This is a genomic window from Streptosporangium heterodermiicola (assembly GCF_051390675.1).
Lineage (GTDB): Bacteria > Actinomycetota > Actinomycetes > Streptosporangiales > Streptosporangiaceae > Streptosporangium.
The window spans coordinates 286,961-299,538 of sequence record NZ_JBPJSR010000002.1 but is presented as its reverse complement, the minus strand read 5'-3'; the positions used below and the strand labels follow the sequence as shown (position 1 = coordinate 299,538).

Below are 12,578 nucleotides of genomic sequence, written 5' to 3'. Positions count from 1 at the left end.
CGTGATAGACGGTCTCCAGTGACTCCTGAGCACATTGTGGCGAAGCGGACAAATCGCCTCTGCCTCCCGCTGCCCTCCAACCGCCTGGGCCTGTATCTGGCCCTGCGGCACTGGTGCAGTCCCGGCCAGCGGCTACTGATGTCACCCCTGTCGGCGGACGAGATCCTCTTCCTCGTGCTCGCGGCGGGGCTGCGCCCGGTCATCGCGCCGCTCTCCCTCGACGACGGCAACATCGACGTCGACCGCGTCGACCTCGACACGGTCGACGCGGTGCTCACCACCAACCTGTACGGCTTGCCGGACCGGGTGGCCGCGTTCGGCGGCAAGATCCTGATCGAGGACGTCGCGCACGCGATCGAGACGAGCGTGAACGGCAGGCCGATCGGCACCTTCGGGGTGGCCGGCGTGTTCAGCCTGTCCAAGCACGCGGGAGCGGGCTCCGGCGGGGTGATCGCGGTCGAGCACCCCTCTGACCTGCGCGCCCTGGAGCGCGACCGCGACCGGCTGCTGCAGCCGGGCGCCTTCAGGAACGAGATCCACAGCGTGCTCACCTCCGCGGGCCGGCACGCCGCGCTGCGCCTGAACATGGTCCGCCCCGCGCTGCGGGCGATGCGCGCGCTCGGCATGGAGGAGGAGCGCGACGGATACCGCATCGCCCCTCGCCCGGCGGAGCTGCTCAGGGCGCTGGAGTACGCGCCGCAGCAGCTTCCGGCGTTCGACTCCTGGGTCCAGGCCGACCTGCACGACTACCGGGCCAGGCGGGGCCACCTCTCGCGCTGGTACCAATCGAGGCGCCTGCACGCGCTGCCCCGGCAGCGGTCGCGGCGGATCGCCGGCGTCTCGGCGCTGGCCGCGCTGCCCACCGTGGCCCCGGCCGTCCGCCGCCACCTCGACCAGCCGCTGTTCCGGGTCCCGCTGCTGGTCTACGGCCGCGACGGGGCCATCGCCGAGCTGGAGCGGCACGGGGTCGCCACCGGATACCTCTACGACCCGCCGTACGACGGCTACCTGCCGGAGTTCACCGACCCCTCTCCCGAGCCCGAGGTGGCGCGCTGGTGGGGGCGGCACGTGCTGCCGATCGACCCGCTGTACGCCCACCGCGCCCTGCCGGTCATCGAGCGGCTCATCCCCGCGGTGCCCCCGATGCCACCGAGGGTTCCCCCGGGCCCGGCCTCCTTCGGCGTCGCGTAGCGAACCTGTCGCGTATAGCTAAGCGAATAGGGCGATACCTCGCTAGATTTGGCTCATCGATTACCGGCCGGCGGTACGGGGGATCGCCTCCTGGTTCCGGGATGGTCTTCGCTTGCCGTGGCGCACACCACTTTCGTGTCCGCACCGGCCGGATCCCGTCCTTCGCCCCGACGCTGGGACCAGGCTTCGAGAAAGGACCACCGCCTCGTGAACGGTAGGTTTGCGTGCCCCGACGGTCGTCCCCGCCCGGCGGGGGGCGGCGCATGAGGATCGACGTCGTCCGGCCCGCGGAGCTGGGCCCGGCCGAGATCGCGGCGTGGCGGGGGATGCAACGTTCCAGCCCGCATCTCGACAACCCCTTCCTCAGCCCGGACTTCGCGATCGCGATGGGCGAGGTCAGCGCGGAGGCGCGGGTGGCGGTGATCACCGAGTCCGACGGGCCCGTGGGGTTCTTCCCCTTCGAGCGGCACGGCGGCGGGGTGGGCGCCGCGCTGGGCTGGTGGGTCTCGCTCTCCCAGGGGGTCGTCCACCGGCCGGGCGCCGAGTTCGACTCCGACGCCCTGCTCAAGGCGTGCGGGCTGAGCGTGTGGGAGTTCGGCTGCATGGTCGACCACCAGCCGTGGTTCCGGCCGTTCGAGACGCTCAGGCAGGAGGCCGTGGTCCTCGACTTCGGCGGCGGCTACTCCGCCTTCCTCGACGAGCTGCGCGAGCGTTCCCCGAAGTTCCTCAAGACCACCCTGTACAAGGAGCGGAAGCTGGGCCGCGACGCGGGCGAGGTCACCGCCGAGTTCGCGGTGCGCGACCCCGAGCGGTTCCGGCTGCTGCGCGAGTGGAAGTCCGCCCAGTACCAGCGGATGGGCCGCCCCGACCGCTTCGGCAAGGCGTGGGTCGTGGAGCTGGTCGAGCGGCTGCACGCCGTCGACACCGACGACTTCGCCGGGCCGCTGTCCATGCTGTACGCCGACGGCAAACCCGTCGCGGGCCACTTCGGGCTGCGCACCGGCACGACGATGATCGGCTGGTTCCCCGCGTACGACCCCGAGTACGCCAAGTACTCCCCCGGCCTGATCCAGCACCTGCGCATGGTCGAGTCCGCCGCGAAGCTCGGGATCACCTCCCTGGACCTGGGCATCAGCAACGGCTCGGAGTACAAGGACGCGCTGTGCAGCCGGACCGTTCCAGTCACCGAGGGCATCGTGCGCCGCCGGTCGGCGGGCGCGGCGGCGCACTGGCTGCGCACCGAGCCGGTCCGCCGGGCGCGGCGGTTCATCCTCGACAGCCCTGTCCTGTACGGCGCCGCCGACAGGGCGATGAAGCGGTACGGTCGGCTGCGCACCCGGAGGAAGACCGGGTGAGCCGACCGAAGGAGGGTCCGATGAGCGATCGCCCCGCCGTTCCCGGCGCTTCCGGTGCTTCCGGCCGCGCCGACGGCCGTTCCGGCGGTCGTTCCGACAGCCGCGCCGGTAACCATGCCGACGGCCGCGCCGACGGCCGTCGCGCGCTTGAGGCGGCCATGCGCGACCGGATCGGCCAGGAGTGCCTCCACGTGCCGTCCGCCAGGTTCGGCCTGCTGCTGGCGCTGCGCCACTGGTTCAGGCGTGGCGACAGGGTGCTGATCTCGCCGACCAACTGCGAGACGGTGCTGTTCGTCGTGCTGGCCGCCGGGCTGGAGCCGGTGATGGCGCCGGTCTCCTGGCGTGACGGCAACATCGACGTCCCCGCCGTCGACTGGACCGGCCTCGCCGGGGTCGTCACCACGCACCTGTACGGCCAGCCCGACCGGGTGACCGAGCTGCGGGCCGAGTGCGACCGGCGCGGCGTGCTCCTTGTCGACGACGCGGCGCACGCCACGCAGACGGTCGTGGACGGCCGCCCGGCGGGCACGTTCGGCACCGCCGGGGTGTTCAGCCTCGCCAAGCACGGGCGGGCGATGTCCGGCGGGTTCCTCACCGCGGAGGACCCGGCCGCGCTGCCCGAGCTGGCGCGGGCCAGGGACGAGCTGCTGCTCCCCGGAGGGGCGCGGGCCCAGCTGCTCGGCACGCTGCGGCCGGTGCTGCGCGAGACGATCTACCGGACCGGGCTGGTCAGGCCGATGTGGCACGCCCTCAAGGCGCTCGGGCTCGTGCGGTGGACCGGCCACCGCTGCCCGCCCCGCGAGGAGGAGCTGCGCGCGATCATCGCCGCCGATCCGGTCGACCCGCGTGCGATGGACCACTGGCTGCGGATCGACCTCGACGACTGGCGGATGCGCCAGGGGCCGCTGCTGCGCGGCTACCAGCGCTCCCGGTTCCGGGTGATCGACCGCGAGCGGGAGCGCAGGGTGGCCGGGGTCGAGCTGCTGCGCACCCTGCCCTGGGCGGCCGAGGGCGTCCGCGACGCGGCGCCGCGGCCGCTGCTGCGGGTCCCCCTGCTGGTCGAGGACCGCGACGAGGTCGTCGCCCGGCTGGAGAGCAGGGGTGTGGTGCCCGGTTTCATCTACGATCCGCCGCTGGACGACTACCTGGACCTGGTTCCCCCGGGACCGACCCCGGAGATCGCCCGCTGGTGGACCGGCCACGTCCTGCCCGTCGACCCGCTCCGCGCCGCCCGTATGGCCGCCCTGCTGGCCGAGCTGGACGTCCGCCCGGCCACCCGGCCTTTCCCGGCCTCGCGGCGCCCCGGCTGAGCGGCCGGCCTCTTGCCAGGTGTCCGGCACCGGTGGCACGGCCATGCCCGATCCCGAAGGCGGTCGAGTGGCAGGTCCTCGCGCGGGCGCCTGCCGCAACTCGTGTTCGGGACCTGGGCGTCGGCGGCGGCTGCGGGACGGGGTCCCCGTCCGGCCGTCACCGCGATGAGGCCGGTCCGGTAAGGCAGAGTTGCACGACCGGGCCGAACCAGGTGGCCAGGTCGTCGACCGGCGCGGACGCGACCGGCTCGATCCGTACGATGTAGCGCGCCACCGCGAGGCCCAGGATCTGCACGTTCGGCATGGCGACCCGCACCTCGGCGTCCGGCGTGCCGAGCATCGTCACCAGCCGGGCGGTGATCTCCCGGTCGATGTACCGGCGGAGCAGCGTCTCGGACTCGTCGTGAGTGAGGGCCGAGCGGGTGAGCGTCACGAGCGGGGTGCGGTGGGACCTGTCGAGGTTCTCCACGAGCGCGCGGACCACGCGCGCGCCGATGTCGTCCAGGCCCCCGGTGAAGATCGATTCGATGGCGGACGGAACGTGCTCCGACATCTCCAGAGCGGCCCCGAACAGGCCCTGCTTGGTGCCGAAGAAGTAGAACACCATCGCCGAGTCGACCCCTGCCTCGGCGGCGACCGCGCGCACCGTGGTGCCGCCGTAGCCGTGCTCGCGAAACAGCGCGCGGGCCGCTTCCAGGATCCGCTGCCTCGACCGGACTCTGCTGCTGTCCGAGGTGGACGGCGAGCTCGTGGTCGCGAGCACAAGGCCCGCCGACGGCACGGCGGGACGACGACCGGGCCGTCAGACCCATCGACGCCTGCTGCGGGCGGTGCTGCTGACCGGGCTGGAGGACAGGGTGCGATTCGAAGCGGCGTTCACACGCTTCGAGCGGCGCGCCGACGGCAGGGTCCGGGTGTGGCTGGCCGATGGCCGTACGGACACCGCGGACGTGCTGGTCGGCGCGGACGGGGTCGGTTCGGCGGTCCGCCGCCAGTACCTGCCGCACGCGGGGGTGGTCGACACGGGGAAACGCATGTTGATGGGCGCGGCACCGCTGCGGGCCGTGGCCGGGACGGGGCTGCCCGCCCTGATCGGCGACAGCGGCACCAGCGCGCGGGTGCGCGGCATGACGATGGCGCTGGGCGCCCACCGGTTCGCCGAGTCGCCGGCCACCGCTCGCGACCGGTGGCTGCCCGCCCTCACCTCCCGCGTCGTCACCGACGCCGAGGACTATGTGATGTGGTGCCTGCCCGTCACCCAGGCCCAGCTTGGGCGTGCCGGTTCACCGGACGCGGTCTGGCGACTCGCCCGGGGACTGGCCGCAGGCCTGCACCCGACGTTGCGGCTGATCGTCGACGAGGCGTGGCCGGACGTCACGGTCGCGCTGCGGATCGGGACGATCCCGCCGGTTCCAAGGTGGCCGGCCGGTCCGGTGACGGTCATCGGCGACGCCGTCCACGCGGCCCCGGGGTTCGGCGGCAACCTGGCGATGCGGGACGCGCGCCGCCTGTGTGACGCCCTGGCCGCGTACGCCCGCGGTGAACAGGAGCTGCTTCCCGCGATCGGCGCCGCCGAGGAGGCGATGCGCCAGGACAACGTCCCGCCCCTCGACGCCCAGGGCGGCGCCCCGCCGCGCGAGCCCCGTCCCGGCGCGGCGGCCGTGCCGATGCCGGTAGGCCGGTTACGCGAACCGCTGCCCACGGCGGCCCCGGCCCGGTCGTCACGGACCACGGATGTCGTCGACGCCACGGAGGCGGGCGCATGACCCTGGGCGTGCTCACGCGGAAGTCACTGACCTCGTTCGCCGCCGTGGGCGGCTGGCGGACCGTCGCCGAGGCCGAGGCGTCGAAGGCGGTGTTCCTGGTCGCCCACCTGCTGACCGGCCGGGTCCCACTCTCCGCGCTGGTGGCGGTCGGTGCCGTCGCGGTGTTCGCGATCGTCCGGGCGCGCATCGATCGGAAGTACTGGCAGGCGGGGGCCGGGCTCGTGATCGTGGGGGTGGCGGCGTCGCTGGCCGGCAGGACCGGGCAGGCGGTGGATTTCTACCTCGTCAGCGTGTTGCTGCCGGTGGTCGCGGGGCCGGTGTTCCTGGTGTCCCTGCTGGTGCGGTGGCCGATCATCGGGGTGCTGGCCGAGGGACTGCGGGGGGAGCGGTCCGGCTGGCGGCGCGACCGGGCACGGCTGCGGCGCTACCAGGCCTGCACGGCGGTGTTCCTGGCGAAGTTCGGCCTCTCCGTGACGGTGATGGTGCCGCTGTACCTGGCGGGGCAGGTGACCGCTCTGGGCATCGCCGCGACGGCGCTGGGCACGCCCGCGACGGGCCTGTGCGCGTACGCGTGCTGGCGGGTCCTGCGTACGGAGGCGAGGCCGCGGGAAGTGGATCCGGCCGTCACCGTACCGAACCATGGTTGAGAGCGGCCGTCCCGCGCCGAACGGGTCCGGGCCCCCTCCCCCGGGGCGGACGGCGCCCGGCTCACGTGTCCCCGTGCTCGGGCATGCCGGGCAGGTGGCAGAGTGTCTGGGTGCGCGTGAGCATTCTGGGGCCGCTACGGGTCGTGGCCGCCGGCGAGATCGTCGAGATCGGGGGGACGCGGCTTCGCGTGCTGCTGGTCAGGCTGGCCCTCGGTGCCGGGCGTGTCGTCACGGTCGAGGAACTGTCGGACGCGCTCTGGCCCGACGCCAGGCCGGGGGATCCGGCGAACGCGGTCCAGTCGCTGGTGTCCCGGCTGCGCCGCGTCCTGCCCGACGCGTCGGCGCTGCGTTCCGACCACGGGGGGTACCTGCTCGACGTGCCGCCGGACGCCGTCGACGCCCACCGGTTCGAGCGGCTGGCACGCGAGGGGCGGCGGGCCCTGGGGAACGAGGACCCGGCGACCGCCGCGAACCTGCTGCGCGAGGCACTCGGGCTCTGGCGGGGACCCGCCCTGGGCGAGGTCGCCACGGCCCCGTTCGCCGTGGCGTACGCGGCCGGGCTCGACGAGGCCAGGCTCGCCGCGACCGAGGACCGGGTGGAGGCGGAGCTGGGCTGCGGCCGGCACTCCCCGCTGGTGACCGAGCTCCAGGAGCTCACGGCCCGCCACCCGCTGCGGGAGCGGCTGCACGGCCTGCGGGTCAGGGCCCTCTACGCCGCCGGGCGGCAGGCGGAGGCACTGGCCGCGTACGAGGAGTTCAGGCGGGGGCTCGCCGAGGAGCTGGGCGCCGACCCGGGGCCCGAGCTGCGGGAGATCCACCTCGCCGTGCTCCGCGCCGACCCGGCCCTGCGCGCCTCCCGCGACGAGGCGCCGCCGGCCCGTACCGGCACGCGCGGCAACCTGAGGGCCGCGTTGACCACCTTCGTCGGCCGGACCGCGGAGATCGGGCTGATCGGCGCGCGGCTGGACGAGGGGCGGCTGGTCACGCTGGTCGGTCCCGGGGGCGTGGGCAAGACGCGGATCGCGACGACCGTCGCCGCCGGGATCTCCGGCCGGATGCCCGGCGGGGCGTGGCTGGTGGAGCTCGCGCCCGTGACCGACCCCGCCGACGTGGCGCAGGCCGTGCTCGGAGCGCTCGGCTTCCCGGCCCCTGCCCCGGCCGACGTACGGGCCGGGACGTCCGACACGATGGCCCGCCTGGCGGAGCTGCTGTCGTCCACCGAGACGCTGGTGGTGCTCGACAACTGCGAGCACCTGGTCGACGCCGCCGCGCGCCTGGCCGACGATCTCCTGGGGCGCTGTCCGGGGCTGCGGATCCTCGCCACGAGCAGGGAGCCGCTCGGGATCGCCGGGGAGGCCCTGTGCCCGGTGCCCCCGCTCGGCCTGCCCGAGCCCGGCGCCACGGCCGAGGAGGCCCTGACCGGCTCCGCGGTGCGGCTCTTCGCCGACCGGGTGGCCGCCGTGCGTCCGGGGTTCGCCGTCACCGACGGCAACGTGGACCTGGTGACGGAGATCTGCCGGAGGCTGGACGGGCTGCCGCTCGCGATCGAGCTCGCCGCCGCCCGGCTGCGCTCCCTCACCGCCGAGCAGCTCGCCGCGCGGCTGGACGACCGTTTCCGCCTGCTCACCGGGGGGAGCAGGGCCGCACTGCCCCGGCACAGGACGCTGCGCGCGGTCGTCGCCTGGAGCTGGGACCTGCTCGACGACGAGGAGCGCCGGTTCGCCGAGCGGCTCGCGGTCTTCCCCGCGGGCGTCACACCCGAGGCCGCCGAACGGGTGTGCGCTCCCCCGGAGCCGTCCACCGGACCGGGACCCGCCGCCTCGGCACCGGCTGCCGCTTTGCGACCCGGCGCGCCCTCGGCCGCCGGTACCACTCCCGAACCCCACACCGCTCCCGGACCCGGCACCGGGCGGGCGCGTGCGTGGCGGGAGCCGGTCCTGGACCGGCTCGCGGCCCTGCTGGACAAGTCCCTGTTGCAGTTCACCGAGGGCCCCCGCTACCGCATGCTGGAGACGATCAGGGAGTACGCGCTGGAGCGCCTGACCGAGGCCGGGGAGGTCACCCGGCTGAGGAAGGCCCACGCCGCCTACTTCCTGGAACTCGCCGAGACGGCGGAACCCCACCTCAGGGGCCCCGACCAGCTGATCTGGATCGACAGGCTCGTGGCGGAACGGGACAACGTCCTCGCCGCGCTCCACTTCGCCGCCTCCTCGGGCGACGCCGACACCGCGATGCGGCTCGCCGCCGCCATGAGCGTCTTCTGGACGATCATCGGCAACGGCGCGGAGTCCGTCGGGTGGCTGCGTCTCGCGCTCGACGTCCCCGGCGAGTCACCGGAGGTGGCGCGGGGGATCGTGTCGGCCCTGTACCTGCTCAACCGGGCCACCACCGGCGGCTACGCCAAGCTGGAGGACGGCATCGAGCAGCTGGAGGAGATCTCCCGCGCGACCGCCGGTAACACCGAGCACCCGCTGCTCGTGCTCCTCGAACCCGCCCTGGCGCTCTTCACCGACGACACCGAGGCGGGCCTGGCCGCGATCGAGCGGCGCCTGTCGCACCCGGACCCGTGGACGCGGGCGATGCTGCGCGCGATCCGCGCCTCCATCCGGGAGAACGACGGTGACATGGTCGGCATGCACGAGGATCTCGCCATCGCCGTCGCCTCGTTCCGGGAGATCGGCGACCGGTGGGGGCTGGCGTCCGCGCTGAGCCCGCTGGCGGAGGCGAACCTGGCCTTCGGGGATTTCGACGGTGCCGTGGCGGCGCTGGAGGAGTCGATCCGGCTCCTGCGCGAGCTGAACCCCCACGACGACGCCGGTCACCAGCGGGTCTGGCTCGCCATGGCGCGCATGAGGCAGGGCGACACGGAGCGGGCACGGGCCGAGCTGTGGGAGATGACCGAGCCGGGAGCCTATGACTGGTCCGAGCGCAATATCGCGTTCGCCCGGCTCGGTCTGGGCGACCTGGCACGTCACGAGGGTGACCTGGAGGAGGCGGCGCTGCAGTACGACGCGGCCCGGACCTCTCTTGAGAGGATGCCGTTCGTCGTGCCGCAGTTCCGTGCCCTCTTCCTCTGCGCGATGGCGTACCTCGCGATCGAGCTGGGCGATCCCGCGACCGCCGGGCAGCGGATACGGCAGGCGTTCGCCAAGGCGCTGGAGGCGAAGGACATGCCGGTCGTGGCCAGGGTCGGGGTCGCCGCCGCCGTCCTGCGAGCCCAACTCGGCGACGCGGCGGGGGCCGCGGAGTCCCTGGGCGCCGCCGAGGTCCTGCGGGGAGCCCCGGACCACCACCCCGACGCCACCCGGCTCACCCTGCGGTTACGCGAGGAGCTGGGCGACGCCGGGTACGACGCCCGCCACGGCCACGGCCACGGGCTGGACCGCGAGGCCGCCCTCGAACGCGTACGCATCCGGTAGGACGGCGGGCACGCGCCGTCAGGCGCGGGCCACGAAGCACGGCCCCGGCCCGGTGGGGCGACGGACCCCGGCCACCGGCTCCGGAGCACAAGCCGTCGAACGCGGCGGCAGGCCAGGCCCCGAAACGCGGCCCCGGCCGACGTGGCGGCGGAGCCGGGCCACCGGGCCCGGAGCGCGGGCCGTCAGGCGCGGCGGCGGTAGGCGCGGACGGCCAGGGGCGCGAGCACCGCGAGGATGCCGGCCGACCACAGCAGCGTCTTGAGTACCGGCCCCGCCACCGGCCCGCCCAGCATCAGGCCGCGCGCCGCGTCCATCATGCCCGCGACGGGGTTGACCCGTACCCACGCCTGCAGCCAGCCGGGCAGTGTCTCCAGCGGCGTGACCATGCTGGTGCCGAAGGTCAGCGGGAACAGTACGAGGAACGAGGCGCCCTGCACCGCCCCCGGGCTCCGCATGAGCATGCCGATCAGCACGAACCCCCAGCTCGCGCAGAAGGCGAACACGATCGTGAGCAGGCACGCGGCCAGCGCCGACAGCGGGTCGGTCTGGACGCGGAAGCCCAGCAGGTGGCCGAACCCGAGCAGGACGGCGATCGCCAGCACGTAGCGGATGAGGTCGCCGAGCACCGAGCCGATCAGCGGGGCGGAGCGGCCGATCGGCAGGCTGCGGAACCGGTCGAAGACGCCCTTGTCGATGTCGGTGTTGAGGTTGACGCCGGTGGCCATCCCCGCGAACATCACCGTCTGCACCAGGATCGCCGGGAGCAGGAACTGCAGGTAGTCATGGGTGGAGCCGGCCACCGCGCCGCCGAGCAGATAGACGTACACCACGACGAAGATGACCGGCTGGAGTGTCACGTCGAGGAGTTGCTCCGGGGTACGGAGTGTCTTGATCACACTCCTCCTGGCCAGGGCGAGGCTGTGCCGCAGCAGGGCGAAGGGCCGCTCGGCGGTGCGCGCGGGGGTCAGGGCGGGGCTGTCGGTGAGGGTCATGCCGCGCTCTCCTCGGTGGTGTGGCGCCCGGTCAGGGTGAAGAAGACCTCGTCGAGGCTGGGCAGGCGCAGGGAGAGCTCGGTCACGCCGATGCCCTCGCGGTCCAGCCGCCGTACCACCTCGGTGAAGGCCGCGTCGCCGTCGACCGGCACGGTCAGCACGCCGCGGGCGGGTGACTCGGGGACGCGTCCGGCGACCGCGCCGACGATGGCGGCGGCGTCGGCGAGCCGGGCCGGGTCCGCGGGTCTCACCATGATCGTCTGCCCGCCCACGACCCGCTTCAGCTCGGCCGGGGTGCCGTGCGCGATGACCCGGCCGTGGTCGACGACCGAGATGTCGTCGGCGAGGGCGTCGGCCTCCTCCAGGTACTGCGTGGTGAGCAGTACGGTGACGCCGCCCGCGACGAGGGAGCGGACGATGTTCCACACGTCGTCGCGCTTGGCCGGGTCGAGCCCGGTCGTCGGCTCGTCGAGGTAGATGACGTCCGGGCGCCCGACGAGGCTGGCGGCCAGGTCGAGGCGGCGGCGCATCCCTCCCGAGTACGTCTTGGCCGGGCGCCCCGCGGCCTCCGCGAGGCCGAACTCCTCCAGCAGCCGCGCCGCGCGGGCCCCGGCCTCGGCCCTGCGCAGGTCGAGCAGCTGCCCGATCAGGACGAGGTTCTCGGTACCGGTGAGGTCCTCGTCGACCGAGGCGTACTGGCCGGTGAGCCCGATCAACCGGCGGACCTTGGCGGCGTCCCGCACGACGTCGAGCCCGCCGACGCGGGCGCTGCCCTCGTCCGGTCTCAGCAGCGTGGCCAGCACGCGCACGGCGGTGGTCTTTCCCGCGCCGTTGGGCCCGAGGACCCCGAGCACGGTGCCCGGCCGGGCGGCCAGGTCGATCCCGGCGAGCGCCGTGGTCCTGCCGAAACGTTTGACGAGCCCCTCGGCCTCGAAAGCGTGAAGCACTGATTCCCCCTTGATGGTGGTAACCCGTGCACCCTCGCCCGGACCGCTGTCAGACGGCGCACATATCGCTGTCACCCGCGCCGTGGCGGCCCGTGCGCGCCCCTTCTCACCGTTCGCCTCGGCCGCGGACGAGCCCGGACCCGGCCGAAGGTCATGATCCACACGTCGTACGCGGGCCGCTCCAAGCCGATTCCAAATCCTCTCCAAACACCCGGGAGCAGTCTGAGCACGTCGCGACCGGCGGCGGCCTCCCCGCCCCGGTCCGCGCCGTCCGGCACGTCATCGGCCGCCCCGCTACGCCCGCCGCGTCCGAGGCTGACCCCCGGCCCGGTCCGAACGTCACAAGGAGAAGAACCATGTCCTCGAAGAACGTCAACACCGTCCTCGCCACCGTCGGCGTCCTGTTCATCCTCTACATCGGGGTGTCCTACGTCCTGACCCCCGAGACGTCCGCCCCGGACTTCGGCCTGCCGAGCTGGCCCTCCGGCGACGGCGACGGCTTCCTGATCCTGAAGGGCATCCGCGACATCGTGTCGGGCCTGGTCATGGGCATCCTGCTGGTGACGGGCCACCGCCGGGCCCTGGGCTGGGTCCTGCTGGTGGAGGCCGTCACCCCGCTCGGCGACATGACCAACGTACTGACCCACCACGGCTCCGTGGCCGCCGCGTTCGGCATCCACGGCCTGACCTCGGCGCTGATCGTGGTCACCGGCCTGCTGATCCTCCGCGAGACCGGCAAGACCCGCGGAGCCCACGAGGCCGCCTTGGCGCCCGCCGCGCGACCCGCCTGACCTTCGCACGCCCTGGCAAGCAGACCGGCCCGCCCGCCCGCCGGTACGGATTCGCGGAATTTGTTAATGCGCCCATCACGACACGCGGACATCACGTTCTTTTCCCGTCAACTCCCTGTTGCGCCGATTCCACAATGATCAAAAGGACATTCATCCACAT

General features: G+C 73.7%; 10 protein-coding genes. 7 read left to right on the top strand and 3 right to left on the bottom strand.

Annotation, left to right across the window (positions count from 1 at the left end; genetic code table 11):
• The first annotated feature begins 36 nt into the window (after positions 1–36).
• From ACSC1Q_RS05170 to ACSC1Q_RS05160, 3 genes are all read left to right on the top strand, one after another.
• Positions 37–1,191, top strand: coding sequence for a DegT/DnrJ/EryC1/StrS family aminotransferase (locus ACSC1Q_RS05170; protein WP_436757486.1), 1,155 nt, complete (start codon positions 37–39; stop codon positions 1,189–1,191).
• 263 nt (positions 1,192–1,454) lie between these two features.
• Positions 1,455–2,546 (top strand): GNAT family N-acetyltransferase, encoded by a 1,092-nt coding sequence (locus ACSC1Q_RS05165; protein WP_436757485.1) that lies wholly within the window; start codon positions 1,455–1,457, stop codon positions 2,544–2,546.
• 20 nt (positions 2,547–2,566) lie between these two features.
• Positions 2,567–3,856, top strand: a complete 1,290-nt coding sequence (locus ACSC1Q_RS05160) for a DegT/DnrJ/EryC1/StrS family aminotransferase (RefSeq protein WP_436757484.1) — start codon at positions 2,567–2,569, stop codon at positions 3,854–3,856.
• Between the two features lie 157 nt (positions 3,857–4,013).
• On the opposite strand, the gene ACSC1Q_RS05155 is transcribed toward ACSC1Q_RS05160, so the two are convergent.
• Entirely contained in the window at positions 4,014–4,619 is a 606-nt protein-coding gene (locus tag ACSC1Q_RS05155; RefSeq protein ID WP_436757483.1) for a TetR/AcrR family transcriptional regulator, read from the bottom strand.
• Here ACSC1Q_RS05155 and ACSC1Q_RS05150 point away from each other — a divergent pair.
• From ACSC1Q_RS05150 to ACSC1Q_RS05140, 3 genes are all read left to right on the top strand, one after another.
• Positions 4,591–5,622: an FAD-dependent oxidoreductase gene (locus ACSC1Q_RS05150; RefSeq protein ID WP_436757482.1), complete on the top strand. Its 1,032-nt coding sequence runs from the start codon at positions 4,591–4,593 to the stop codon at positions 5,620–5,622. The genes ACSC1Q_RS05155 and ACSC1Q_RS05150 overlap by 29 nt on opposite strands.
• The gene (locus ACSC1Q_RS05145) at positions 5,619–6,269 is read left to right on the top strand and encodes a DUF3159 domain-containing protein (protein WP_436757481.1); all 651 of its coding nucleotides are present in this window, start codon (positions 5,619–5,621) and stop codon (positions 6,267–6,269) included. Before ACSC1Q_RS05150 ends, ACSC1Q_RS05145 begins: the two co-directional genes overlap by 4 nt.
• A gap of 110 nt (positions 6,270–6,379) precedes the next feature.
• Positions 6,380–9,688, top strand: coding sequence for an AfsR/SARP family transcriptional regulator (locus ACSC1Q_RS05140; RefSeq protein ID WP_436757480.1), 3,309 nt, complete (start codon positions 6,380–6,382; stop codon positions 9,686–9,688).
• A 182-nt stretch (positions 9,689–9,870) separates the two neighbouring features.
• Here ACSC1Q_RS05140 and ACSC1Q_RS05135 read toward each other — a convergent pair whose 3' ends face one another.
• Entirely contained in the window at positions 9,871–10,680 is an 810-nt protein-coding gene (locus ACSC1Q_RS05135) for an ABC transporter permease (protein WP_436757479.1), read from the bottom strand.
• A complete protein-coding gene (locus ACSC1Q_RS05130) occupies positions 10,677–11,627 on the bottom strand; it encodes an ATP-binding cassette domain-containing protein (RefSeq protein ID WP_436757478.1) in 951 nt (316 codons plus the stop codon). The genes ACSC1Q_RS05135 and ACSC1Q_RS05130 overlap by 4 nt, the downstream gene beginning before the upstream one ends.
• A 356-nt stretch (positions 11,628–11,983) precedes the next feature.
• On the opposite strand from ACSC1Q_RS05130, the gene ACSC1Q_RS05125 reads away from it, so the two are divergent.
• Positions 11,984–12,418, top strand: a complete 435-nt coding sequence (locus ACSC1Q_RS05125; protein ID WP_436757477.1) for a DUF4267 domain-containing protein — start codon at positions 11,984–11,986, stop codon at positions 12,416–12,418.
• Positions 12,419–12,578 lie beyond the last annotated feature (160 nt).